Annotated in this window: 23 protein-coding genes; 11 read left to right on the forward strand and 12 right to left on the reverse strand. The window is 65.3% G+C overall.

The annotated features are described in order from the left end of the window. Positions 1 to 16: 16 nt before the first annotated feature. Entirely contained in the window at positions 17 to 1,339 is a 1,323-nt protein-coding gene (locus tag BMI89_RS13755) for an RNA-guided endonuclease TnpB family protein (protein ID WP_210402162.1), read from the forward strand. Here BMI89_RS13755 and BMI89_RS13760 read toward each other — a convergent pair. From BMI89_RS13760 to BMI89_RS13770, 3 genes are read right to left on the reverse strand one after another with little or no spacing between them, the layout of a single operon-like run. Then, positions 1,319 to 1,693, reverse strand: a complete 375-nt coding sequence (locus BMI89_RS13760) for a hypothetical protein (RefSeq protein ID WP_078571364.1) — start codon at positions 1,691 to 1,693, stop codon at positions 1,319 to 1,321. The two genes, BMI89_RS13755 and BMI89_RS13760, sit on opposite strands and share 21 nt — an antisense overlap. After that, a complete protein-coding gene (locus tag BMI89_RS13765; RefSeq protein ID WP_246832036.1) occupies positions 1,690 to 2,742 on the reverse strand; it encodes an MBL fold metallo-hydrolase in 1,053 nt (350 codons plus the stop codon). Before BMI89_RS13765 ends, BMI89_RS13760 begins: the two co-directional genes overlap by 4 nt. Next, positions 2,739 to 4,430: an acyl-CoA dehydrogenase gene (locus BMI89_RS13770; RefSeq protein ID WP_078571365.1), complete on the reverse strand. Its 1,692-nt coding sequence runs from the start codon at positions 4,428 to 4,430 to the stop codon at positions 2,739 to 2,741. Before BMI89_RS13770 ends, BMI89_RS13765 begins: the two co-directional genes overlap by 4 nt. 114 nt (positions 4,431 to 4,544) lie before the next feature. Between BMI89_RS13770 and BMI89_RS13775 the strand changes: the two genes are divergently transcribed. Beyond that, positions 4,545 to 5,507 (forward strand): L-threonylcarbamoyladenylate synthase, encoded by a 963-nt coding sequence (locus tag BMI89_RS13775; protein WP_078571367.1) that lies wholly within the window; start codon positions 4,545 to 4,547, stop codon positions 5,505 to 5,507. Between the two features lie 82 nt (positions 5,508 to 5,589). Here the strand turns inward: BMI89_RS13775 and BMI89_RS13780 are convergent, their stop codons facing one another. Next, complete coding sequence (locus BMI89_RS13780) at positions 5,590 to 6,150, reverse strand: YqgE/AlgH family protein (RefSeq protein WP_078521749.1); 561 nt, start codon at positions 6,148 to 6,150, stop codon at positions 5,590 to 5,592. Positions 6,151 to 6,323: 173 nt separating this feature from the next. On the opposite strand from BMI89_RS13780, the gene BMI89_RS13785 reads away from it, so the two are divergent. After that, positions 6,324 to 7,181: a protein-disulfide reductase DsbD domain-containing protein gene (locus tag BMI89_RS13785; protein ID WP_078545350.1), complete on the forward strand. Its 858-nt coding sequence runs from the start codon at positions 6,324 to 6,326 to the stop codon at positions 7,179 to 7,181. A 14-nt stretch (positions 7,182 to 7,195) separates the two neighbouring features. On the opposite strand, the gene BMI89_RS13790 is transcribed toward BMI89_RS13785, so the two are convergent. From BMI89_RS13790 to BMI89_RS13800, 3 genes are all read right to left on the reverse strand, one after another. Beyond that, positions 7,196 to 10,564, reverse strand: a complete 3,369-nt coding sequence (locus BMI89_RS13790; protein WP_078571368.1) for an efflux RND transporter permease subunit — start codon at positions 10,562 to 10,564, stop codon at positions 7,196 to 7,198. A gap of 1 nt (position 10,565) precedes the next feature. Beyond that, entirely contained in the window at positions 10,566 to 12,026 is a 1,461-nt protein-coding gene (locus BMI89_RS13795; RefSeq protein ID WP_078571370.1) for an efflux RND transporter periplasmic adaptor subunit, read from the reverse strand. Between the two features lie 162 nt (positions 12,027 to 12,188). Then, the gene (locus tag BMI89_RS13800; protein ID WP_078540182.1) at positions 12,189 to 13,013 is read right to left on the reverse strand and encodes a uracil-DNA glycosylase; all 825 of its coding nucleotides are present in this window, start codon (positions 13,011 to 13,013) and stop codon (positions 12,189 to 12,191) included. A gap of 98 nt (positions 13,014 to 13,111) precedes the next feature. Here BMI89_RS13800 and BMI89_RS13805 point away from each other — a divergent pair, with 98 nt between their 5' ends. The 4 genes from BMI89_RS13805 to plsY are packed head-to-tail and all read left to right on the forward strand — an operon-like array spanning position 13,112 to position 16,474. Then, positions 13,112 to 14,077, forward strand: coding sequence for an aspartate carbamoyltransferase catalytic subunit (locus BMI89_RS13805; protein WP_078521754.1), 966 nt, complete (start codon positions 13,112 to 13,114; stop codon positions 14,075 to 14,077). Continuing rightward, on the forward strand, positions 14,070 to 14,555 hold the full coding sequence (locus BMI89_RS13810; RefSeq protein WP_078540184.1) for a hypothetical protein: 486 nt from the start codon (positions 14,070 to 14,072) through the stop codon (positions 14,553 to 14,555). The genes BMI89_RS13805 and BMI89_RS13810 overlap by 8 nt, the downstream gene beginning before the upstream one ends. 10 nt (positions 14,556 to 14,565) lie before the next feature. Further along, on the forward strand, positions 14,566 to 15,846 hold the full coding sequence (gene pyrC / locus BMI89_RS13815; RefSeq protein WP_078571371.1) for a dihydroorotase: 1,281 nt from the start codon (positions 14,566 to 14,568) through the stop codon (positions 15,844 to 15,846). Positions 15,847 to 15,865: 19 nt separating this feature from the next. After that, on the forward strand, positions 15,866 to 16,474 hold the full coding sequence (gene plsY / locus BMI89_RS13820) for a glycerol-3-phosphate 1-O-acyltransferase PlsY (RefSeq protein ID WP_078521757.1): 609 nt from the start codon (positions 15,866 to 15,868) through the stop codon (positions 16,472 to 16,474). 16 nt (positions 16,475 to 16,490) lie between these two features. Here the strand turns inward: plsY and BMI89_RS13825 are convergent, their stop codons facing one another. Beyond that, positions 16,491 to 17,222, reverse strand: coding sequence for an SDR family oxidoreductase (locus BMI89_RS13825; protein WP_078571373.1), 732 nt, complete (start codon positions 17,220 to 17,222; stop codon positions 16,491 to 16,493). A 149-nt stretch (positions 17,223 to 17,371) separates the two neighbouring features. Between BMI89_RS13825 and argB the strand changes: the two genes are divergently transcribed. The 4 genes from argB (at position 17,372) to BMI89_RS13845 (ending at position 20,486) form a co-directional block, all read left to right on the forward strand. Then, positions 17,372 to 18,250 (forward strand): acetylglutamate kinase, encoded by an 879-nt coding sequence (argB, locus tag BMI89_RS13830; protein ID WP_078521759.1) that lies wholly within the window; start codon positions 17,372 to 17,374, stop codon positions 18,248 to 18,250. Beyond that, positions 18,243 to 18,881: a ferredoxin gene (locus BMI89_RS13835; RefSeq protein WP_078571375.1), complete on the forward strand. Its 639-nt coding sequence runs from the start codon at positions 18,243 to 18,245 to the stop codon at positions 18,879 to 18,881. Before argB ends, BMI89_RS13835 begins: the two co-directional genes overlap by 8 nt. Then, positions 18,878 to 19,396 (forward strand): histidine phosphatase family protein, encoded by a 519-nt coding sequence (locus tag BMI89_RS13840; RefSeq protein ID WP_078571377.1) that lies wholly within the window; start codon positions 18,878 to 18,880, stop codon positions 19,394 to 19,396. Before BMI89_RS13835 ends, BMI89_RS13840 begins: the two co-directional genes overlap by 4 nt. A gap of 106 nt (positions 19,397 to 19,502) precedes the next feature. Next, positions 19,503 to 20,486, forward strand: a complete 984-nt coding sequence (locus tag BMI89_RS13845) for a malate dehydrogenase (RefSeq protein ID WP_078540190.1) — start codon at positions 19,503 to 19,505, stop codon at positions 20,484 to 20,486. Positions 20,487 to 20,604: 118 nt separating this feature from the next. Here the strand turns inward: BMI89_RS13845 and BMI89_RS13850 are convergent, their stop codons facing one another. The 4 genes from BMI89_RS13850 to BMI89_RS13865 all read right to left on the reverse strand — a co-directional run bounded on the left by BMI89_RS13850 (position 20,605) and on the right by BMI89_RS13865 (position 25,150). After that, entirely contained in the window at positions 20,605 to 21,396 is a 792-nt protein-coding gene (locus BMI89_RS13850; protein ID WP_078540191.1) for an amino acid ABC transporter ATP-binding protein, read from the reverse strand. 16 nt (positions 21,397 to 21,412) lie between these two features. After that, a complete protein-coding gene (locus tag BMI89_RS13855; RefSeq protein WP_078571378.1) occupies positions 21,413 to 22,732 on the reverse strand; it encodes an amino acid ABC transporter permease in 1,320 nt (439 codons plus the stop codon). A gap of 1 nt (position 22,733) precedes the next feature. Further along, the gene (locus tag BMI89_RS13860; RefSeq protein WP_078521770.1) at positions 22,734 to 23,996 is read right to left on the reverse strand and encodes an ABC transporter permease subunit; all 1,263 of its coding nucleotides are present in this window, start codon (positions 23,994 to 23,996) and stop codon (positions 22,734 to 22,736) included. 137 nt (positions 23,997 to 24,133) lie between these two features. After that, positions 24,134 to 25,150, reverse strand: a complete 1,017-nt coding sequence (locus BMI89_RS13865; protein ID WP_078571379.1) for an amino acid ABC transporter substrate-binding protein — start codon at positions 25,148 to 25,150, stop codon at positions 24,134 to 24,136. Between the last annotated feature and the right edge of the window lie 76 nt (positions 25,151 to 25,226).

The raw sequence follows: 25,226 nt of genomic DNA on the forward strand, positions 1-25,226 counted from the left end.
ATGTTATAATTTGACTATGCAGACGATCCGTGGCCATGTCTACCGGCTCAAGCCGACGCCGGAGCAGGAAGTCCTGCTCGCGCAGACGGCTGGCGTCACGCGCCTAGTCTACAATCTGGCGCTAGAGCAGCGGCGAACATGGGGCGGTCGGCCTTTTGCCGGCGGCGATCCAAGGAATTTCGGTGCGAAAGGTCTTTCGCGCGAGCTTTCAGAGCTTCGTAGCGACTTCGACTGGATCCGTGCCATCAGCCAGACTGCGCAGAACCAGGCCCTGATCGATCTCGATCGAGCCTATGCGAATTTTTTCGAGGGGCGGGCCGGATATCCGCGCCCGCGCAAGCGGGGCGCGGCGGACAGTTTCCGCCATGTTGGCCGCGAGATCGCGCTGCGAAAATTGAACGCAAAATGGTCAGAGGTCCGCATCCCGAAGATCGGCTGGATCCGCTATCGCGACACCCGTCCGCTGCGCGCCCGGGCCGATGGCACGGTCGAGATCCGCAACGCGACGCTCCGGCGCCGCCCCGACGGCGGCTGGGAGATCTCGATCGCAACCCGCTGCGAGATCGAAGAGCGGCTGGTTCCGGCCGCCGCCGTGGGCATCGATCGCGGCGTGGCCGTGCCCTACGCGCTTTCGACCGGGGAGATGGTCCATCTTCCGAAGACGGTGAAGCGGCGCCGGGCCGCGATCCGCCGCGCCCAGAAGACGCTGTCGCGCCGCAAGCGGGGATCGGCCCGCTATGCGCGGGCGCGCCGCCGCCTGGCCACCCTGCGGGCGCGGGACGCCCGGGCCCGGGCCCACCTGGCCCATGTGCTGTCGCGCCGATTGGCGCGGGGTCATGGGCTGGTGGCGATCGAGGATCTCAAGATCGGCGCCATGACCCGTTCAGCGCGCGGCACGGCGGAGGCGCCGGGGCGTAACGTGGCGCAAAAAGCCGGGCTGAACCGGGAGATTCTGAACGTCGGCTGGCATGCGCTGGAGCGCATGCTCGGCTACAAGCTCGAGGAAACGGGAGGGATCCTGATCAAGGTCCCGGCCGCTTACACCAGCCAGACCTGCGCCGTATGCGGCCATGTGGATGCGAGGAGCCGCGAGAGCCAAGCTCTCTTCGCATGCACCGCCTGCGGCGCGCAAACCAATGCCGATATCAACGCGGCGAAGAATATCCTGGCCCGGGCCCTCGCCCGGGACGAGGATCGACGGGGGAACGCTCCGTTGCTGGACGTGGAGGCTCAGGCATCAGCCGCCCATGAAGCGTCAACTCATCTCGGCCCGGAGCGGTTCGATGCCGCATTGGGCCGAAGTGGAAATCCCCGCCCTTCAGGGAGGGGAAGATGTTAAATGCTGGATGAGCTGCGTGCGCGCGCCGTATTCGTCGGTGCCGTAGAAGGTCAGGATGTCGGGGTCGAAAAAGCCGATCCCCTCGATCTGCAACACCCCCGCCTCGCCGCCGGTGAGACCAAGCACGACCTCCTCGTCTTCCTGCAACTGCTCTTCGAAGTTCTGGATATAGAGCAGGACCCGCTCATAGGCCCATTGCGCCGGGCTCTTATCCTCGGGCCGTCCGCGCGCCAACTCGGGCGGAAGCGGTTTGACCTCGGCGGTCTTCGGCGCGTTCTCCGAGGTATGCACCACTTTCGCATTCGGAAGGGCGGCTTCCTCATGGGCTTCGGCGGTGGTGCGTATCTCGGTCATGTCAGGCTCCAGAGCCAGGCGCCGTCCTCTCGCAAGGTGCGGCTCACCTCCCCTTTGTGCCAAAGATGGTTGAGATGCGCCATCGCTTCGACCATCGCGAGCCCGTGGGTGCTCTCGTCGATCTGGCGTTTGAACAGCGGCGGGAAGCACTCGCAGGCGGTGCGCGGGGTGTCGAGATGCTTGCGCAGACGTTTCAGCGCGCCCTCGTGGTTCTCGATCATCTGGCGCAGCCGCAGCGGCAACCCGGTGAAGGGCAGCTTGTGGCCGGGCAGCACGAGGTGACGATCCTCCGCGATCTCGGTAAAGCGCGCGCAGGAGGTCAGCCAGTCGGCCAGCGGATCGGCCTCGGGTTCGGTCGCATAGACGCCCAGATTGGCCGAGATCGACGGCAGAAGCTGATCGCCGCCCAGAACCAGATCGTCGTCCAAGCTCCACAGCGTCGCGTGTTCGGGCGCGTGCCCGTCACCCATCTTCACCGCCCAACGCCGCCCGCCGAGGGTGATTTCGTCGCCCTCCACGATCCGGGTGAAGCCAAGCGGCAGCGCATGGACGCAATCGGCGAAGTTGAAGGGCCGCTCGTTGGCGCGCTTGTCCAGAAGCGCCGGGTCCATCCCGGCGCGCCGGTAGTAATCAAGCGTCTCGGACACGGGCCGGTCCTGCGGGTCGAGTTGCAGCATCCGCGCGAACAGCCACGAGGTGCGGGTCGTGATCAGCTCGGCCCCCTGCTCCTGCAGCCAGCCCGCCAGCCCGATGTGATCGGGGTGGTAATGCGTCACAAGAACCTTGGTGACCGGCTTGCCACCCAGCGGCCCATCCATCGCCGCCTGCAGCGCCGTCCGGCATTTGCGCGTGTCGATCCCGGGATCGACCAGCGCCCAGCCATCGCCCTCATCGAGCGCGAAGCAATTGACGTGGTCGAGCGCCATCGGCAGCGGCAGACGGATCCACATCACCCCGGGCGCGACCTCGATCGCCCCGCCCGGCTCGGGCGGCTCCGCCCAAGGGTAGCGGATGCCATTCATCGACACGCGGGCGTCCTCGCCCCTCATGCCTCGAGATCTTCGACGCTGAGCGCGTAAAGCCCTTCCGCCCCTTCCTTCGCCTCGGCCAACGAGGCCGCATAGGCGGGCATCAGGCGGCGGATATAGACGGCAGCCAAGTGACCACGCGCGGAATCGCGGCCCTCGGCCATCGCGGCACGCAGGTGGTAATAGCCGCCCAGAACCCGCGCGAAGGCGTCGAGATAGGGCACGGCCCCCGCGAAGCGGTCCTGCATGCCTTGGCTGACCATCCACTCGGTATGCTCGCGCAGTTCCTCGGCGGCCTGCCAGACGTCTTCGGCCAGCACCGGGAAATCGCCCCGCGCGCCCTGCGCCTCGTCCTCGATCTCCTGCAGCAGACGGAAGGCGGCTTTGCCCTCATCCATCATCTTGCGGCCGACAAGGTCCATCGCCTGAATGCCGTTGGTGCCCTCGTAGATCGTGGTGATCCGCACATCGCGCAGATATTGCGCCGCACCGGTCTCTTCGATGAAGCCCATGCCGCCATGCACCTGCACGCCGGTCGACGCCACACGGATGCCCATATCGGTGCCGTAAGCCTTCGCGATCGGCGTCAGCAGCGCCGCGCGGGCCTGCCAATTCGCATCATTCGTCGCGCGCCCCATGTCGATCGCGACGCCACAGGCCAGCGCGATCGAGCGTGCCGCGAAAATCTCGGCCTTCATGCCGGCCAGCATCCGGCGCACATCGGCATGCTCGACGATCGGCGCAAACTGCACCCGGTCCTTCGCATAGGCCAGCGCCTGCTGATAGGCCGCCTCGGCCACGCCGATGCCCTGCGCACCCACGTTCAGACGCGCGTTGTTCATCATCGTGAACATCGCGGCCATGCCCTTGTTCTCTTCGCCGACGAGCCAGCCGGTCGCGCCCTCGTAGCTCATCACGCAGGTAGGCGAGCCATGGATGCCGAGCTTGTGCTCCAGCGAGACCACTTTCAGCGAGTTCGCCACGCCCGGTTTACCGTCGGCATCCGGGATCAGCTTCGGCACCATGAAGAGGCTGATGCCCTTCGTGCCGGGGGCCGCATCGGGAAGACGCGCCAGCACGAGATGGCAGGTATTCTCGACGCAATCATTGTCGCCCCAGGTGATGAAAATCTTCTGCCCCGAGATCGCATAGGTGCCATCATCGTTCGGCACCGCCTTCGTCTTCAGCGCACCGACATCCGAGCCCGCCCCCGGTTCGGTCAGGTTCATCGTGCCCGACCACTCGCCGGAGATCAGCTTGGGCAGATACAGCGCCTTGATCTCGTCGGAGGCGTGATGCTCCAGCGCCTCGATCTGGCCCTGCGTCAGCAGCGGGTTGAGCTGCAGCGAAAGGTTCGCGCCCGAGAGCATGTCGTTGAAACCGACGTTCAGCGCCTGCGGCAGGCCCATCCCGCCATGCTCCGGGTCCGCCGCGATACCGATCCAGCCGCCCTCGGCCAGCGCCGCGAAGGCCTCCTTGAAACCGGCGGGCGAGCGCACCACCCCGTTCTCCAGTTTCGCGGGCGTCAGATCGCCGTCGCGATTGGTCGGCGCGATCACCTCGTCGCACAGTTTGCCGCCTTCGGTGAGGATCGCCTCGACCATATCAGGGGTCGCCTCGGCAAACATCTCGGTAGCCGCCACCGGCGCCAGTGGCACGACATGGTCGAGGATGAAGCGAATATCGGTGACGGGGGAACGGTAAGTCATGGGTCTCCTCCGGGCAGCTTGGCAATTGCCGCGCGCGCGTCTATGTCCTGTCGGGTTGCCGATACCCTACCGCAAGGGCAGCCCCCTTCAACTCCAACGCTGCGTCACGACTGTATGAGCCAAGACACGAAACTCCTTTCCGCCGATGCCGAGGGCTATGCGCAGGCAGCCGCCCTGCTGCGCGCGGGCGAACTGGTCGCAATGCCGACCGAGACGGTCTACGGGCTTGCAGGTGATGCGCGCAACGACCGCGCGGTGGCGGCGATTTTCGCGGCGAAGGGGCGTCCGAAGTTCAATCCGCTGATCGTGCATCTGCCCTCGATCGAGGCCGCGGAAGAGATCGCCGTGATCTCCGACGCCGCACGAGAGATCGCCGCGCGCTACTGGCCGGGGCCGCTGACGCTGGTCCTGCCGCTGCGCCCCGATGCGGGGCTCTCCGATCTGGTGACAGCCGGGCATGACACGGTCGCGATCCGCCTGCCCGCGCATCCGGTCGCCCGCGCGCTGCTGACCAAATTCGGCGGCCCGCTCGCCGCGCCCTCGGCCAACCCATCAGGCAAGATCAGCCCGACCACGGCGCAGCATGTGATGGACGGGCTCGGCGGCAAGATCGCGGCGGTGATCGATGGTGGCCCCTGCGAGGTCGGGGTGGAATCCACCATCCTCGCACTCGATCCACCCGCGCTGCTGCGCCCCGGCGGGGTCGCCGCCGAAGAGATCGAGGCGCTGATCGGCCAGCCACTGCCCACCGGCGGCGACGCGGCCAAGCCCAACGCGCCGGGGCAGCTCAAATCGCATTACGCGCCGGGCGCTGCCGTGCTGCTGGATGTGACCGCACCGCCCCCGGATGCGGTCTGGATCGGTTTCGGCGGCGATTGCCCGACCGCCGATCTGAACCTCTCGCTCTCCGGCGATCTGACCGAGGCCGCGGCGAACCTCTTCGCGATGCTGCGCAAGGGCGATGCGCTCGCCCAGACGCGCGGCCTCGCCACGCTCGCCTTCGCCCCGATCCCGGAGACCGGCCTCGGGCGTGCGATCAACGACCGCCTGCGCCGCGCGGCTGCCCCGCGCGACTGATCGCCTCTTCGTGTTGGCTTAAATATCCCGGGGGTGAGGCGCGGACGCGCCGAGGGGGCAGAGCTCCCTACCCAATCACCCCTTACGCGTGCCCCGCCGCAGCCGAAAGCGTCCGGGGGTCGATCCCCATGCCTTCGAGCGCGCGCACCCATTTGGTCTCATGCTCGGCATCGAGCGCGAGGTCGGCGTCGCTGTCGGCGGTGAGCCAGCCATTGTCGAGGATTTCCTCCTCCAGCTGCCCCGGCCCCCAGCCCGCATAGCCCAGCGCCATCAGCGCCTGGTTCGGGCCGCGCCCCATCGCGATATCTTCGAGAATGTCGCGCGTGCCGGTCATCCGCAGCCGGTCGGTGACCTCCATTTGCCCCTCGCCGGTCGTCCAGTCCGGCGAATGCAGCACGAAGCCGCGCCCGGTCTCGACCGGGCCGCCAAAGAGGATCGGCTGATCGAAGCGGATATCCGCGCCGGGTCGTTCGATATCGAGGCTTTCGAGAAGGTCCGAGAAGGCAGGCGTCGGCAAGGGCTTGTTGATGATCAGACCCATCGCACCCTCATCGGAATGGGCGCAGACGGCGATCACCGAATGCTCGAATCGCGGATCGCCCATACCGGGCATCGCGATCAGAAACTTGCCTGTCAGGTCCATCTCGCTCCCCTTCGCAGTTGCATCCCATCTCTATTCAAGGTGGCGCGAGCGGCGCGTCTATTCAAGCCAGACGCAGGAATTGTTTCGCATTGCCGCGCGCCGGGACAAAATGTTGCACGCTTCTGTCGCGTTTGTGACTTCTGAACATGCAGGGAAGCGACTAGGTAAAAGATATGACACGTTTGTTACCAGTCATGGGGATCCTGCTTGGCTGCTGCCCGCTCGGCGTGGCGGCCCAAGAAGCTGTTGCGCAGATCGCCGCGCAAGAGCAGGTCGCGCCGCAAGACGCGTCCATGCCCGCACTGCCGACGCCTCCGGGGCTGGAACAGGCGCAACTGCGCGCAGGCGGCAAAGGCGCGAACGGCACCCGCATGGCGGCGCTGGAGATCGCGCTCGCGCCCGGCTGGAAAACCTATTGGCGCTCGCCTGGCGATGCGGGCATCCCGCCGCAGATTCAGTTCACCGGGTCGAGCAATCTCGCCTCGGCCGTGGTCCACTGGCCCGCGCCGGAAGTCTTCCTGTCTTCCGGCATGCGCACCGTCGGCTATCACGACGGCGTCGTGCTGCCGATTTCGGTGACGCCGAAAGATCCGGGCAAGCCGGTGCAGTTGAAAGCCGATGTGATGATCGGGATCTGCGACAATATCTGTGTTCCGGTCAGCCTGCATCTGCAGACCGAGGTCACCGGAGACGGCACGCCTGACCCGAAAATTCAGGCCGCGCTCGCGCGTGAGCCACGCAAGATCGACCCGCAGACGCGCTGCGAGACGGAGCCTATGAAGGATGGGGTTCGGTTGACGGCGCGGGTCGATTTGCCGCCCGCGATCGGCACGGAAAACGCGCTTCTGGAACTCGCCTCGCGCCCGGTCTGGGTGTCCGAGGCCGACAGCCACCGTGAGGGCGACACGCTCGTGACCAGCGCCGACTTCGTGCCGCCGGACGCGAAGCCCTTCGACCTCGACCCCAGCGATCTGCGCATCACCGTGCTCTCGGATCGCGGCGCGGTCGAGATTATGGGCTGCACCGAGTAATCAGCTCTCAGAGGTCAGGCTTCCGGCGGCGGTCTGTGGCGGATATGGCCGCGCAGCAGTCGTGGCGCGATGAGCCCCGCCCCCATCGCCACCATCCCCGCGATCAGCGCGAAGCCTCCGAAGGCGGGCATCAGTGCCTGACCCTCCCACATCGCACGGCCCAGCGTGAGCGCGAAGCCCACGGCCATCAGCGCCGCGACACCGGCCAGCACAGCGCGCAGCCGCACGACCCGCACGCCGTGACGCACCGCCTGCACCTGCCGCCCGAAATCGAGCTGCACCGCGAGCACCGCGGGCACGACCAGCAGCACGATGATCATCCCGAAGCCCAGACCGTAGACCAGCGTGATGACGGTGGATTTCAGGAACAGGGCCGAGCTGGATTGCTCGTAGAGAAGCGGCGCAAGCCCCAGAACCGTCGTCAGCGTCGTCAGCAGCACCGGGCGCAGGCGGTCGGCGACCGCATCGACGATTGCGGGCACGATCCCGCGCTTCTCGGCATATTCGTCGACCGTAGAGATCAGCACGATCGCGTCGTTGATGATGATCCCGATCATCCCGATCCCGCCCACCACGGCGAACATCGACATCGGCAGGTTCCAGACATAGTGGCCCCAGATCGCGCCGACTGCGCCGAAGGGGATCACCGACATCACCACGATCGGCCTTGTCCAGCTTGCGAAGATCCAAGCGAGCACGATGTAGATGCCGATCAGGCACATGATCAGCCCGATCATCGCGTCGTTCATAAAGTCGCGCTCCTGCTCGGCCTGCCCGGTGAGCGTATAGGCCACGCCGCGTTCTTCGGAGATCCGCGGCAGGATTTCGTCGGAGATGCGCGCCAGAATTTCGTTGGCTCGCGCGGGATCGTCTTCGGAGACATCGCCCGTGACCGAGACCTGCCGCACGCCATCCTCGCGCCGGATCGTCGAGAAGCCCGTCTGGCTGCGCACCGAGACGATATCGGCCAGCGGCACCCATTCGCCGCCGGGCGCGCGCAGCTGCATCCGGTCGATGAAATCGGCGGCCAGCTCTTCCTCAGGCAGTTCCACACGGATCGTGGCCGAGCGCACCCCGTCGGGGAAGCTCGCAGCCTCGGTGCCGTTCAGACGCGCGCGCAATTCGCGGCCCAGCGTCGCGATGTCGAAGCCCAGCGCCTCGCCCTGCGGGGTGAGATCGAGGATCAGCTCCTGCTTGTCATAGGCGAGGTTATCCTCCACCGCCGAGACTTCGGGGAATTGCGCAAGCTGCGTCTTCAGGTCTTCGGCGGCGTCTTTCAGAATGCGCGTCTCGTTGCCCGAGAACTGCACCGCGATCCCGTCCCCGGCCCCGCCGGAGCGGAAGCGGCGGAAGCTGATCTCTTCGACCAGCGGCAGGCGCGGGGTTTCGGCCTGCAGCCGCGAGACGAAATCGAAGCTGGAATAGGGGCGGTAATCAGGGTCGATCACCTCGATCGAAAGCGAGCCGAGAAGATCGGCATCCTTGGTATCGGCAGAGGCCAGCCCCCGCCCCGATGCGCCGCCGATCTGCCCGATCGCGTATTCGACCGGGTTCACGCCGTATTCGTCCTCGAATTCCTTGGCGACCTTGGTCACGGTCGCCTGCATCGTGCGCATCATCTCTTCGGTGTCGGCCCGGGTCGCGCCCTCGACCATCGAGAAGGCGCCGTTCACCGTCGATTGCTCGGGCGGATTGAAGAAGCGCCACTGCACCTTGCCCGACATCACGAAACTGACCTGCCATAGCAAAAGCGCGATCGCCGCCGCGATCACCGGGTAGCGCCCGATGACGATCAGCCGGGTGAGCGGCTTCATCACGACGCGGCGGAACCAGTCGAGCCCGCGGTTCACCTGCCGCGAGGGCCAGTCGTACCACTTGCCCTCGGAGGTGTGGCGCAGCGCGTGGCTCATGTGGTTGGGCAGGATCACGAAACACTCGATCAGCGAGGCGGCGAGCACCGCGATCACCGTATAGGGAATATCGACGATCATATTGCCCATGCGCCCGCCGATCACGGTCAGCCCTGCGAAGGCGATCACGGTCGTCAGGGTCGAGGCGAAGACCGGGGCGGCCATGCGCCGCGCGCCGTTCTCGGCGGCAAGCACTGGATGCTCGCCCAGATGGCGCGCACGGAAATCGGCATGCTCGCCCACCACGATGGCATCATCGACCACGATCCCCAGCGTCAGGATGAGCGCGAAGATCGAGATCATGTTCAGCGTCATGCCGGTGAAATACATCACCGCCAGAGCCGCAGCCATCGAGGTCGGGATCCCCATCGCCACCCAGAAGGCCGTGCGCGCGTTGAGGAACAAAAACAGCAGTACCAGCACGAGGCTCAGCCCCAGCACCCCGTTGCCCACCAGCAGATCGAGGCGCTGCGTGATGGCGTCGGACCGGGTGCGCACCAGATCCATCGTGGTGCCCGCAGGTAGCGTCGGCTGCATCTGGTCGATCACACCTTCGACCTTGTGCTGGATCGCGATGGCATCGCCCGCCGCCGAGCGCGCGACATTGATCACCACCGCCGCGTTGTCGCCGACGAAATAGGCGCGGTTCCGGTCGCCGCCTTCGACGCGGATATTGGCCACATCGCCCACGGTCAGCTGCGAGCCGTCCGGTTCGGTGCGGATCACGAGGTTCTCGATCTCGGGGGCGGATCTGCGCTCTTCGCCCGTGCGCACGCGCGTGGCGCCGCCCGCCACTTCGCCTGCCGGATCGGTATTCGCCTCGGCGGAGATCACATCGATGATCTGGGTCAGCGTCACGTCATGCGCCATCATCGAGACGGTCGGCACTTCGACGACCGTTTCGGGGGCCGCGATCCCGGCAAGCGAGGTGCGCGTGACGCCCTGCTGATAGAGCCGCACGACGGCCTCGTCGCCCAACCGGCCCAGCTGCTCGGGCGAGAGCGGCCCGGTGATCACCAGGTCGGTTACCGTGTCGCGCCAGACGCCGCGCGCCACTTCGGGCTCCTCCGCGCCTTCGGGCAGATCGCCCGCCGAGGCCAGCGCATTCTCGACATCATTGACCGCGCGGGACATGTCCCAGTCGGGTTCGAAATCGAGACTGATCCGCGCCGAGCCTTCCGAGGCGCGGCTGTCCGAGGCTTCCACCCCCTCGACCGAAATCAGCGAGGGTTCCAGCACCTGAACAATCGCCCGGTCGACCTCCTCCGCGCCTGCGCCGTCCCATTTCACCGAGACGGTGATCGATTCCTCGACCGAATCCGGGAAGAACTGCGCGCGCATCCGCGGTAGGGCGACGAGCCCCGCGCAGATCATCACGACCAGCACGATATTCGCCAGCGTCGCGTGGCGGGTAAAGAGACCGATCAGCCCGCGGCCGGGCGGCAGCTCTCTGGGATCGAGGCCAGACGCCATCTCAGCCTCCGATCCGGGATTCGAGCTTCTCGACGGTCGCGACGGGCACCTCGTCCTGCTTCAACTCGGCAAGAAAGCGTTGCTTGGCATTGTCGGGCATCGCGGTGTTCGTCTCGACGAAACTAACCAGCTTGGCGCGGCGCTCGGGATCGAGATTGATCGTCTCGGGCTCGGTGGCCGCCTGCGGCTGACCGGGGCGCATCGGGCGCAGCTTGATCCCGCGACCCAGAAGCGGCGTGCGCTCGGCCACGATCTCGGTGCCGGGCGCGAATTTGGCGCGGATGATGACCGCATCGCCCTGACGGCGCAGCACGGTGACATCGGCGGTTTCCAGACGGTCTTCCGGGCCCAGCACGAGAACCGTGCTCTCCGCATCGACGGCTGCCGCAGGAATTTCCGCGACATTCTCGAGCGCGGGCTCTTTTAGCCGGACGGTCACGAAATCGCCCGGACGCAGATTGCCGAGACCGTCGGTGACGCGCGCAAACAGCAAACGCCCCGTCACCCCGTCATCGACCGCCGCCGAGACGCGCGACAGCTCGGCCTTGGCGGTCAGCGTCTCCTCGCCTGCAACCAGTTCCACCCCCACGGGCAGATCGCGCAGCGCACCGCGATCGTCGGTCAGGCGCGCGAATTGCGCAGTGGAGACGCGAAAGGCGATTTCCAGCGCGTTCGGATCGATCAGTTTGCCCAGCATCTCGTTATTCGACACCAGCCCGCCCGCGACCGCGTTCACCTCGGCCAGACGCCCCGAGAATTCGGCGCGAATTTCGGTATCGGCCAGTTTGCGATCGGCTTCGGTCAGGCTGATCTTGGCGCGGGTCAGCGAGGTGCGCGCGGTATCGAGCTGCGCCTGCGCGGTCGACAATGCCGAGCGGCGGTTCAGCACCGCCTGATCGGCCGCCGAGGCCGCCAGTTCCGAGGTTTCCAGATTGGCCGCCGAGCCGACGCCCCGCTCCGAGAGCGAACGCTGACGGTCGAGCGCCTTGAGCCGCAGGTCCGCCTGCCGCTGCGCCGCTATCACATCGTCCTTCGATATGGCCAAAGCGCGTTCCGCCTGCGCAAGCGCGGCCTCTGCCTCGGCCACGGTCGCCGCGGCGCTGTCGCGCGCCGCCTGCGCTTCTGCCGGGTCCAGCTTGACCAGAAGCTCGCCCTTCTCGACCTCCGCGCCATCCTCGAAATCGGGGGCAAGTTCGACAATCGTACCTGCCGCCGACGCGCGCAGCTCCAGCTCGCGGGTCGAGCGCACCTCGCCATAGGCGGTCAGCACCGGCGACATTGTCTTGAAGGTGACCGGGATCACATTGGCCGCGAAAACCCGTTCGCGCGCGGTGGGCGCACGCCCATTCTCGGCATTGCGGGCCTGCATCGCCTGAAAGATCGAGAAGCCGCCCATCGCCAGCAGGCCGACGGTCAGCGCCAGAAGAAACAGCCCCATCAGGGAGCGGGTGAGAAAGCGCATGGCGTCTCCGATCTGTCGTCAGTGCTACGGGCGCTCGCAATTGCCCACGGTCGCGCGATTTCCATGTTACCTTGCCGAAATAGGTGCAGGGAATGGTTATCTCTACGCGTCACGGCGCCACGTCCGTCACTTTTTCACGAAAGCGCGACCGTTTGGCGCGGTTTACGCTTGGTCGAGACGGGCCCGAATTTGCAGAAGATCGGCCCAGGCTTCGCGCTTGGCGGCCGGGTTGCGCAGCAGATAGGCCGGGTGCGTCATCGGCAGCGTGGGCCGCCCGAAGGCCTCGGCCCAGGTGCCCCGCAAGCGCAGGATGCCGCGCTTGCCGAGCGCCGCGGCACAGGCGGCATTGCCCATCAGAACGATCAGGTCGGGATCGGCGAGATCGACATGGCGGGCGAGGAAGGGCAGCATCTGCGCGATCTCGGCAGGCGAGGGATCACGATTGCCCGGCGGACGCCAGGGCAGGACATTGGTGATATAGAGCGCGGCTTCGGCATCGGGCGATTGCCGCGAGAGGCCGATCGCGCCGAACATCTTGTCGAGAAGCTGACCGGCGCGGCCCACGAATGGCAGGCCTTTCTGGTCCTCCTCGCGCCCCGGCGCCTCGCCGATGATCATCACCCGCGCGGCAGGCTTGCCATCGGCAAAGACAGTGTTGCGCGCGCCGAGCTTCAGATCGCACATATCGTAGGAGTCGATGGCGGCGCGCAGCGCTTCGAGCGTGTCGGCCTTGCCCGCCGCATCGCCTGCGACGACGACCGGATCGGGACCCTCGATTTTCGCCATCTGCGCGACTGGCGGCAACTCCCGGTCCGCCACAGGCGCGGCCTCGGGCGCCTTCGCCTTGGCCTGCGCGGATTTGTCGGGCAGCTCGTAGCAATCGACAGGCGTATCGCCGATGACCGTATCGACGCCCATTTCCAGCTGCCATTCGAGGGCGGCCAGAGCGGCGTGATAGTCGAGTTCCGGTGTCGGCTGAGTCTCCATTGCGCGACCCTACCTCATGGGTGCTGCGACGGTAAAGCGGCTGGACGCCCGCCCCCCCGTTTGCCATAAGCATCGAAGTCTAACCGGAGCATCGCGCAATGGCTTTTCGCCCAAGGCACCTGCTGGGGATCGAACATCTGAGCCCCGAGGATATCCTCACCGTTCTCGACCTCGCCGAAAAATATGTGGATCTGAACCGTCGCACGGTGAAAAAGACCGACGCGTTGGCCGGGATGACCGCGATCAACATGTTCTTCGAGAATTCGACGCGGACCCAATCCAGTTTCGAGCTTGCGGGCAAGCGGCTCGGGGCGGACGTCATGAACATGTCGATGCAGACCTCGTCGGTGAAGAAGGGCGAGACCCTGATCGACACCGCACTGACGCTGAACGCGATGCATCCCGATCTGCTGGTGGTGCGGCATGGCTCGTCCGGCGCGGTCGATCTTCTCGCGCAGAAGGTCGAATGCGCGGTGATCAATGCGGGCGACGGCAAGCATGAGCACCCGACACAGGCGCTTCTGGATGCGCTGACCATCCGGCGCGAGAAGGGCCGGATCAAACGCCTGACCGTCGCGATCTGCGGCGATGTCGCCCATAGCCGCGTCGCGCGCTCCAACCTGATCCTGCTGGGCAAGATGGAAAACCGCGTGCGCCTGATCGCGCCGCCGACCCTGATGCCCTCAGGCGTTCAGGAGTTTGGCTGCGAGGTCTATCACGACATGCGCGAAGGCCTGCGCGACGCCGATGTGGTGATGATGCTGCGGCTTCAGAAAGAGCGGATGGATGGCGGCTTCATCCCCTCCGAGCGCGAATATTTCCACCGCTACGGGCTCGATGCCGAGAAGCTCGCCTTCGCCAAGGAAGACGCGATCGTCATGCATCCCGGCCCGATGAACCGTGGCGTCGAAATCGACGGCACCATCGCCGACGACATCAACCGCTCGGTCATTCAGGAACAGGTCGAGATGGGCGTGGCGGTGCGCATGGCGGTGATGGACTTGCTGGCGCGCAACCTGCGGGCCGAGCGCGGGCGCGCGCTCACGGAGGGCACCTATGTCTAAGATCGAGCGCGACGAAGTTCTCAACTACCGCCCCGGCCCCGAAAGCGAATTGCCGCTGGACGAGGGCGAAAAGGTTCTGGCCGTCTTCACGGCAGACAAGAAACGCTACTGGACCGATCATGCGGTGCTGGCGGTGATCGGCGCGGTGCTGATCTCGACGGTGCTGTTCTGGCTCGGCAAGCCCGATCAGGTGGTGATCGCGAGCTTCGCCGTCGTGGTCGGCATGGCGGCGCGCGGGCTCTATTTCCGCTCGGAGGCCTTCGCGCGGCGCTGGCAGTTGACGGACAAGCGTCTGATCGGGCCGCAGGGCAAACAGGTGATGCTACTGCAAATCTCCGGCGTGCGCTCGCTGATGGGCGATGTGCAGGTCGTGACGACGGCGGGCGACAAGCATCTGATCCGCCACCTCGCCGATGCGGGGCCCGTGGTGCGTGAGATCGAGAGCGCGCAGGCCGCGCGCAAACTGGTGGCGAAGTGAGGCACGACGCATGACCCTATTCCTCGAAAACGCCAAGCTGATCGACCCCGAGGCGCTGACCGAAACCACCGGAAACGTGGTGATCGACAGCGGCCTGATCGCGGCGATCGGCGATATGTCCGCCCCCGCCGATGCCGAGGTGATCGATTGCGGCGGCAAATGCCTCGCGCCCGGGATCGTCGATCTGGGCGTGAAGATCGGTGAGCCGGGCGAGCGCCACATGGAAAGCTTCCGCACGGCGGCGCTGGCCGCCGCAGCCGGGGGGGTGACAACCATCATCGCCCGTCCCGACACCCAGCCCGCCATCGACAATCCCGAGACGCTGGAATTCGTCACCCGCCGCGCGGCGGACGCGCCGGTGCGCATCCTGCATATGGCGGCGCTGACCAAAGGCCGCGACGGGCAGGAGATGACCGAGATCGGGTTTCTGAAAGATGCGGGCGCGGTGGCCTTCACCGACGTCACGCGCGTCTCGGACCAGACCAAGGTGCTGCAACGCGCCTTTACCTATGCGGCCCATCTGGGCGCTCTGGTGATCGGCCATCCGCAAGAGCCGGTCCTGTCGAAAGGCACCGCGGTGACTTCGGGCAAATTCGCCTCGCTGCGGGGTTTGCCGGGCGTGTCCCCGATGGCCGAGCGGATGGGGCTCGACCGCGATCTGGCGCTGGTGGAGATGACAGGCCTCGCCTATCACGCCGACCAGATCACCACCGCGAAGGCCCTGCCCGCGCTGACGCGCGCGAAAAAGGCCGGGCTCGATGTGACCGCCGGGGTCTCGATCCACCACCTGACGCTCAACGCGCTCGACGTGGGCGATTACCGGACGTTCTTCAAACTGACGCCGCCGCTGCGCGACGAGGAAGACCGGCTCGCGGTGATCGAGGCGGTGGCCGACGGCACGATCGACGTGATCTGTTCGCTGCACACCCCGGCGGATGAGGAATCCAAGCGCCTGCCCTTCGAGGAAGCGGCCTCCGGCGCAGTCGGGCTCGAGACGATCCTGCCCGCCGCGATGCGCCTTTACCATGCCGGTCAGCTGACCCTGCCGCAGCTGTTCCGGGCGATGTCGCTGAACCCGGCGAAGCGTCTGGGACTGCCGCAGGGACGGCTTTCCGAAGGGGCTCCGGCAGACCTCGTGCTCTTCGATCCGGACGCGCCGTTCGTGCTCGACAGGTTTAAATTGCGCTCAAAATCGAAGAATACCCCCTTCGATACTGCTCGAATGGAAGGCAAAGCGCTTGCCACATTCGTCGCAGGGGTGCAGGTTTATAACAACAATAACGACTCATAAACGAGGCGAGGGCAGGCATATGCCGGGAATTGAGAACGGGTCAGCATGGCTCGGGCTGGTGGCTGCACTGGGCTACCTGCTCGGATCTGTGCCGTTTGGGCTCGTTATCACCAAGCTTTTCAAACTGGGCGACCTGCGCAAAATCGGCTCCGGCAATATTGGCGCGACGAATGTTTTGCGCACCGGAAGCAAGAGCGCGGCCCTTGCGACCCTGCTCCTCGACAGCGGCAAAGGCGCGATTGCGGTTCTCATCGCACGCTACACGCTGGGCGAAACCGCCGCGCAGGTGGCGGGCGCGGCCGCCTTCATCGGTCACATCTACCCGGTCTGGCTTCGCTTTCAGGGCGGCAAAGGGGTGGCGACCTTCCTCGGCACGATGATCGCGCTGGCTTGGCCCGTGGGCCTTGCGACCTGCGCCGTCTGGCTGGTCACGGCGCTGCTGACGCGGATTTCCTCGCTCGCAGCGCTGGTCTCGGCGGCTGCGACGGTGCCGCTGGCCTATTTCCTCGGCTATCGCGAATTGATGATGCTGGCGGCGGGCCTGTCGGTGCTGATCTTCTGGCGGCACCGCACCAATATCGCGCGCCTCGCGATGGGCACGGAGCCGAAGATCGGCAAGAAGACCTGAGCCGTCCCGGACGCGATCAGACGTGCTGGCCCGCGTTCACCTCGATCTCGGTGCCAGTGACGTAGCTCGACGCATCCGAGCAGAGGAACCAGATCACATCCGCCACTTCCGACGGCTGACCGAGCCTGCGCAGCGGCAGTTTCTCGACGATCTTCTCGGTGCCGGGACTGAGAATCGAGGTTTCGATCTCGCCCGGCGCGATGGCGTTCACGCGCACCCCGAGCGGCCCGAAATCATGCGCCATCTCGCGCGTCAGCGCCTTGAGCGCGGCCTTCGATGTTGAATAGGCGGCCCCTGCGAAAGGATGCACCCGCAGACCTGCGATAGAGGTCACGTTGACCACGGCCCCCTGCGCGGTCGACAGCTCCTCGACCAGCCCGCGCGCGAGCACGATGGAGGCGAAGAAATTGACGTGGAACACCTGCCCCCAGGTGCGCAGATCGGTGTCGAGCGTATTGAGCCGCTCGCCCTCGGGCCCTTTCGGCGAAATCCCTGCATTGTTGACCAGCGCATGCAGCCGTCCGTCGATCCGGCTGCGAATATCGGCAATCGCGTCGATCACCTCGTCGGGCTTGGCAAGATCGACCTGGATGTGATCCTCGCGCCCGCCGCCCCACGGGCATTGCTCGGGGAAAGGCTGGCGCGAACAGGTGATGACGCGCCACCCTTCGGCTGCGAAGCGTTTCACCGTTGCGTGGCCGATGCCCCGGCTCGCCCCCGTCAGCAGCATTACTTTGCGATCATCCATTACTCGAACTCCCCGTCAGCGCGCTCCCGACCCTAGTCGGTTTTGTTCCGAGCGCAACGGCCCCGATTGCGCCCTTCCAAACCCGGCGCGAACGGTCTAGCAAGATGGGACCACCCTGCCCGAGGACCAGCCAGATGAGAAAGCAGACCATGGATCGTGACTGGATCGCCACCGCCCGCACCCTCTCGGAAGCCTTGCCCTACCTCCAACGCTATTCCGGCGCCGTGGTCGTGGTGAAATTCGGCGGCAACGCGATGGGCGACGAAGAGGCGATGGCCGATTTCGCCCGCGATATCGTGCTGATGCGTCAAGTCGGCATCTTCCCGGTCGTGGTGCATGGCGGCGGGCCGATGATCAACGAGATGCTGGGCAAACTCGGCATCGAGAGCCAATGGGTGCGCGGCAAGCGCGTCACCGACAAAGCCACCGTGGAAGTGGTCGAGATGATCCTCTCGGGCCTTGTCAACAAGCGCATCGTGCAGGCGATCAACGACCAAGGCGGCCGCGCGGTCGGCATCTCGGGCAAGGATGACGACCTGATGGTCTGCGAGGCGGACGATCCCGAACTGGGCTTCGTCGGGCGCCCGGTCGAGATGAACGTGCAGGTGATCCGCGACCTCTACAACGCGGGCATGATCCCTGTGATAGCCCCGGTCGCGACCGGCATGGCCGATAACGAGACTTTCAACGTCAATGGCGACACCGCAGCCGGCGCCATCGCGGGCGCGCTGCGCGCCGATCGCCTGCTGCTGCTGACCGATGTGGCGGGCGTGAAGAACAAGGCGGGCGAGGTCATGACCCAGCTCACCCCCGAGGACGTGACCGCCCTGATCGAAGACGGCACCATCGCGGGCGGTATGATCCCCAAGGTCGAGACCGCGCTGAAAGCGGTCGACGAGGGCGTGCGCGCGGTGGTCATCGTCGACGGGCGCGTCGCCAATGCCTGCCTGCTGGAGCTGTTCACCGAACATGGGGCGGGCTCGATGATCCGCTCGACCGAGCCGCGCGTGAAACCGCGCAGTGAGTGAGACGCCGCCGGTAATCTCCGGCCTCGCCGCGGCGCTGGCCCCGCACCGGCTCTTCGTGTCGGGGCTGCTGCATGAGGATGGCGAGACGATCGCGCTGATCTCGCCCGATGAGCCGGGTTTCTGGGATCACGTCACCGCTCAGCCGGAATTCGCCGAGGACGCGCCCGATCCGCTGGACCGCTGGTCTGCGCGGGTGATCGGCGCCCTCGCACGGCAATTTGAAGCCCGCGCGCTTTTCCCCTTCACCGGCCCGCCCTGGCAGCCTTTCGTGAGCTGGGCCGTGAGAAGCGGACAGAGCTTCGCCTCGCCGGTCCATCTGATGTGCCATGCGCATATGGGCCTCTGGGCCTCGGTGCGGGGCGCGCTGGCCCTGCCTGGCTTGCTTCCCCTGCCCGCGCCCGCCGCCAATCCCTGCATCGGATGCCCTGCGCCCTGCGCCACCGCCTGCCCGGTCGATGCGCTCAAACCCGACGGTTACGACACGCAAAGCTGTCACGCGCATCTCGACCGCCCCGAAGGCGCGGCCTGTCGCGATCACGGCTGCCTTGCAAGACGCGCTTGCCCGGCAGGTGAAAGCTATGGCAGGCTGCCTCAGCAATCCGCATGGCATATGAGGCAGTTTCACCCATGACCCCGCTCGGCTATCGCCGCCTGATCCTGACCCGTCATGCCAAATCCAGCTGGGACGACCCGGCGATGGAAGATCGTGATCGCCCGCTCAATGCGCGCGGACGCGCGGCCGCGCTTGAACTGGGCGATTTCCTTGCCTCGCGCGGGCTGGAGCCGGAAGAGGTGCTCTGCTCCTCGGCGACTCGCACCCGCGAGACATGGGACCGGGTGGAGCGCGCGGTGATCGAGACGCGGCCGGAGGTGAGCTATGTCGAGGATCTCTACCACGCCGCCCCCGAGATGATGCTGCAGGTCCTGCGCACCGCCGCGGCGCCGACGGTGATGATGTTGGGCCATAACCCGGGCATCGCGGAATTCGCGCATCGTCTGCCTGCACGCGCGCTGCACGATCCCGATTTCCGCCGCTTCCCGACCTGCGCCACGCTGATCGTCGATTTCCAGATCGACAGCTGGGACGAGGTGCAGCCGGGACAGGGATCGGTGCTCGATTTCTTCACGCCGACCCGGCGCGGCTGAACACAGCTTTTCCCTCCCAAGATCGTGACGTTAGGGCACGGTTTTCTATGGCCAGCCGCGCGCCTGTGCCCTATCTCTCTGGCGTAATCATCACAGGAGGGTTTCCATGTCCGCTCAAACGCCGAAACGCATCGCCGTCACCGGGGCTGCCGGTCAGATCTGCTACGCGCTGCTGTTCCGCATCGCCAAGGGGGATGTCTACGGTCCCGATCAGCCGGTGATCTTGCAGCTTCTGGACCTGCCGCAGGCACTCGACGCGGTGCGTGGCGTGGTGATGGAGCTGGAAGACTGCGCCTTCCCGCTGCTCGCCGGCACCGTTGTGACCGATGACCCGGTGACCGCCTTCACCGATATCGACGCCGCCTTCTTCGTGGGCTCGCGCCCGCGCACCAAAGGCATGGAGCGCCGCGACCTGCTGTCGGCCAATGCCGAGATCTTCCGCGTGCAGGGTGAAGCGCTCGACAAGGCCGCCAAGCGCGACGCGAAATGCGTGGTCGTCGGCAACCCGGCCAACACCAACGCGATGATCCTCGCAGCCAACGCGCCGAACTTCCCGACCGAGAACATCACCGCGATGATCCGGCTCGACCATAACCGCGCACTGACCCAGTTCGCGTCGAAGGCCGATCTGCATGTCGACGACATCGAGCGCTTCGTGGTCTGGGGCAACCACTCCCCCACCATGTTCGCCGACTGGACCGAAGCCGAAGCGAAGGGCCGCAAGCTCTCCGAAATCATCGGCGACGAGACCTGGTATCGCGAGACGCTGATCCCGCAGGTCGCCACCCGTGGCGCTGCGATCATCGAAGCGCGTGGCGCCTCTTCGGCCGCCTCCGCTGCGAATGCCGCGATCGATCACATGTATGACTGGATCCACGGGACCGACGGCAAATGGGTGTCGATGGCCGTGCCGTCGACCGGCCTCTACGACATCCCCGAGGGGCTGATGGTCGGCCTGCCGGTGATCTGCAAGGACGGTCATTACGAGCGCGTCGAAGGTCTGGAATTCAACGATTTCCAGAAAGAGATGATGGCGCGCACCGTCGGCGAACTGGAAGAAGAACGCGAAGCGGTTTCCGACCTGCTTTAAATCAGACCCGAATACAGAAAAGGGGCGGCACGAGTATTCGCGCCGCCCCTTTTTTAATTCTTCGCCTTGGCGGAAATATCCCACGGGGGTCTGGGGGTTTGAAACCCCCAGCCTTTTCTCAGTGCCCGAGGATCTGGCTCAGGAACTGCTGGGTCCGCTCGGATTTCGGGTTGTTGAAGAAGTCATGCGGGTTGTTTTGCTCGACGATCTGACCGTCGGCCATGAAGATCACCCGGTTCGCCACCGCCTGCGCGAAGCCCATCTCGTGGGTCACGCAGAGCATGGTCATCCCCTCTTCCGCGAGCTCGATCATCGTGTCGAGCACTTCCTTGATCATCTCCGGATCGAGCGCCGAGGTCGGTTCGTCGAAGAGCATGATCCGCGGCTTCATGCACAGCGAGCGCGCGATCGCCACACGCTGCTGCTGGCCGCCCGAAAGCTGGCCGGGATACTTGTCGGCCTGCTCGGGGATTTTCACCTTCTCGAGGTAGTGCATCGCCGTGGCTTCGGCTTCCTTCTTGGGCGTCTTGCGCACCCAGATCGGGGCCAGCGTCAGGTTCTCGAGAATGGTCAGATGCGGGAACAGGTTGAAGTGCTGGAACACCATTCCGACTTCGCGGCGGACCTTGTCGATGTTCTTCAGGTCGTTCGTCAGTTCGATCCCGTCGACGACGATCTTGCCCGCCTGGTGTTCCTCCAGACGGTTGATGCAGCGGATCAGCGTCGATTTCCCCGAGCCCGAGGGCCCGGCGATCACGATACGCTCGCCACGTTGCACGGTCAGATCGATGTCACGCAGGACGTGGAACTGGCCATACCACTTGTTCATGTTCTCGATCTGGATCGCGACCTCGTCGGAGACCTGCATATGGCTGCGGTCGACCTGACGTTCGAATTGCGGTTCGGTCATTGTGTCTAGTCCCCGATTAATGGTTATCACGCTGCAGTCGACGCTCGAGAGCCATCGAGTAGCGCGACATAGCGAAGTTCAGGATGAAGAAGATGGCGCCGACGAAGATGAAGGGCTCCCAGTAGATGCCTTTCCAGTTGAAGTCGGCGCGGATGAAGTCCGGGATGCCCTTGAGCGGGTCGAAGAGACCCACGAACACGACCAGCGTCGTATCCTTGAACATGCCGATGAAGGTGGAGACGATGCCCGGGATCGAGATCTTCAGCGCCTGCGGCAGGATGATTAGCCGCTGCGCCTTCCAGTAATCGAGCCCCAGCGCATCCGCCGCCTCGTATTGGCCCCGCGGAAGTGCTGCCAGACCGCCGCGGATCACCTCGGCGATATAGGCCGCGGCAAAGAAGGTCACGAGGATCATCACCCGTAGGATGATGTCGAAATTCGTGCCCGGCGGCAGGAAGTAGTTCAGCAGCAGCGAGGCCACGAACAGGAGCGTGATCAGAGGCACGCCGCGAATGAACTCGATGAAGACCACCGAGAAGCCTTTGACCAGCGGCATGTCGGATTGCCGCCCGAGCGCGAGCACGATCCCCAGCGGCAGCGACATCATGATGCCGCCCACGCCCAGCGTGATCGCCAGCAGGAAGCCCCCGAATTTGGCGGAGTCCACCGATTCCAGCCCCCACGGCAGGATCGCCTGCAACCCGTCGATGAGCGGGCCCACCACGAAGAGGAAGTAGAGGATCGCGACGAAAGCGCCGATCGAGAAGGCCATGATCGAGCCAAGCCGCGGCGACAGCACCAACAGGATCGCCGCGCCCAGCACGAAGCCTGCGAAGATCATGATCGGCGTCCAGCCCGAGCCGCCCCAGAGCAGCCAGACGGCGAGGAACGGGTAGACCGGCGTAAACCACGCGAGCACGCGCGGCACCCAGGTGAAGAGAAGCGGGCCGACCGCCACGAAGAGCAGCAGGAAGGTCAGGATCGGGCGCCAGTACAGTTCCGGCGGGTAGAAGCCGAAGATGAACTGGTGCCAACGCTCGCGGATCACCGCCCAGCAGGCGCCGGTCGCGCCTTCGCCGTAACGGTCGGTGATGATCGTGCGGCATTCCTTGATCGAGTTGGCGTCCCAGACGCCATGCAGGAACCAGGGAAGGAAATGCATGACCAGCGTGTAGATCAAGGCCACGCCCAGAAGGGTCAGCAAGGTGTTCAGCCAGCCCGAGAACAGGTTCTCGCGCAGCCATTGAACCGCACCGGACTGCCCTGCGGGGGCAGGCTGTTGCGGCAGCATCGTGTCGCGGACATAGGCGACGGAATGGGCTTGTGTATCGCTCATCTCACCGCTCCTTCAGCTTCACGCGATTGTTGTAGACGTTCATCACGCCCGAGATCGACAGCGAGATCGCGAGGTAGATCAGCATCATCAGCGTGATCGCCTCAAGCTCGCGCCCGGTCTGGTTCAGGGTGATGCCGCCCAACGTGCCGCGCAGTTCCAGATAGCCCACGGCGATCGCGAGCGAGGAGTTCTTCGTCAGGTTCAGATATTGCGAGATCAACGGCGGGATGATGACCCGCAGCGCCTGCGGCAGGATCACGAGGCTCATCGTGCGATTGGCCCGCAGACCCAGCGCGAAGGCGGCCTCGGTCTGGCCTTTCGAGATGGCAAGGATACCGGCGCGGACGATCTCGGCGATGAAGGCCGCCGTATAGAGCGACAGGCCGAGCCAGAGCGCCACGAAGGAGTTCGACACGTTCGTGCCGCCGGTGAAGTTGAAGCCCTTGATCTGCGGCTCCTCGGGATTGATCCCGAGCGCAATGGCGAGGATCACAACGGGCGCGATCAGCACGAGCGCGCTCTTCCACCACATTGTAGGTCGGACCCCGGTCGCCTCCTGCACCTTGGCGGCGTGGGTCAGCATCCGCTTGTTCACCCAGATCGAGGCGATCAGCACGATCACGAGGGCAAGGAAGTTGAGCGAGATCGGTGCAAGCGCCGTGTCGAGCGAGCCGAGCGAGCGATCGAAATGTACCGAGGGGATCGCGGTGTAGCGATTGGTGAAAGCGACCGAGTCGAGCAGCATCGAAGCCTGCGCCTCGCCCGTCTGCTGGTTCACCTTATAGGCGTTGGGCGACGGGGCCACATCGGTCAGCAGCGCGATCGCCACCAGGATCCACAGCAGCACCGGAATGTTGCGGAAGACCTCGACATAGACGGTCATCAGCCGCGCCACGAGCCAGTTCTTCGACAGGCGCAGCACGCCCACGAAGATCCCGATGATCGTCGCGGCGACGCAGCCCAGGAAGGACACCCAGAGCGTATTGATGAGGCCGACAAGCAGCGCACGTCCGTGGCTCATGTCGTTGTTATACGGGATGATCGCATTGCCGATATCGTAACCGGCCCTCTGCCCGAGGAAGGAGAAATTGAAATCCTTCCCGAGGTCGTTGAGGTTCTGGATCACATTGTCCACCAGCCATGCCGCGCCGCCCATCACGAGGATGAAGACGATCGCCTGAATCGTCAGGGAGCGATAACGCGTGTCATAGATAAGCTGGCTGAGCCGGAAGCCCTGCTCCGGCGCGTCGGGCGCGCTTGTCATTCTTATTTCCCCTGTTGCCGCGTCGTTATTTTTGTCAGGCCATTCTTACGGGCCACTGTGGGGATGTCTCCCCTACGCACGGTCTCTTGAAAACGGAACAGGGGCGCGGTTTGAACCGCGCCCCTGCCGGGCCCTTCTTAGCGGAAGGGAGGAGCGTACATCAGACCGCCTTGGGTCCACTGAGCGTTCAGGCCACGGGCCAGACCGATCGGGGTCTGCTCGCCGATGGTCGCGGCGAAGATTTCACCGTAGTTGCCGTTGGCCTTGATGGCTTTGACGGCCCAGTCCTTGTCGAGGCCGATCATCGCGCCAAGGTCACCCTCGGTGCCGAGCAGGCGGTTGACTTCCGGGTTGTCGGTGCCTTTGGCCAGCTCGTCGATATTCGCCGAGGTCACGCCGTATTCTTCAGCACCGATCAGCGCGAAGACGGTCCAGCGGACGATGTCGGTCCACTGATCGTCGCCCTGACGGACGGCCGGAGCCAGCGGCTCTTTCGAGATGATTTCCGGCAGGATCACGTAGTCGGTCGGGTTCGCGAAAGCGGCGCGGGTCGCGGCGAGGCCGGACGCGTCGGTGGTGTAGGCGTCACAAGCGCCGGCGAGGAACTGCTGTTCGCCTTCGGCGTTCGAATCAACCGTGATCGGCTGATAGGACATGTTGTTGGCCTTGAAGTAGTCGGCGAGGTTCAGCTCGGTCGTGGTGCCGGTCTGGATACAGATCGACGCACCGTCGAGTTCCTTGGCCGAGGTCACGCCCGAATCCTTGCGGACCATGAAGCCCTGACCGTCGTAGTAGTTGGTCGCGGTGAACTGGAGCTTCAGGTCGGTGTCGCGCGAGAAGGTCCAGGTGGTGTTGCGTGCCAGCAGGTCCACTTCGCCCGAACCGAGCGCGGTGAAGCGCGTCTGGCCCGAGGTGGGGACGTATTTAACCTTCGAGGGGTCGCCCAGCACAGCGGCGGCGACGGCCTGGCAGACCGCGACGTCGAAGCCGGACCAGTTACCGTTGGCATCCGGCGCGGCGAAGCCGACGAGACCGGTGTTCACGCCGCAGATCAGCTCTCCGCGCGATTTCACGTCATCGAGCGTGGCCGCGCCAGCCAGACCGGCAGTCAGCGTCGCAGCCGTCAGCGCGCCGAAAAAGACGGATTTCTTCATTTTTACCTCTTCCTGTTGTCGCCGCTCTGACAGAGCGGTTCTTGGTCCCTCACGGACCTGGTCGATCGTGTCTCCA

It is taken from the genome of Thioclava sp. F36-7, assembly GCF_002020075.1.
Classification (GTDB): Bacteria; Pseudomonadota; Alphaproteobacteria; order Rhodobacterales; family Rhodobacteraceae; genus Thioclava; species Thioclava sediminum.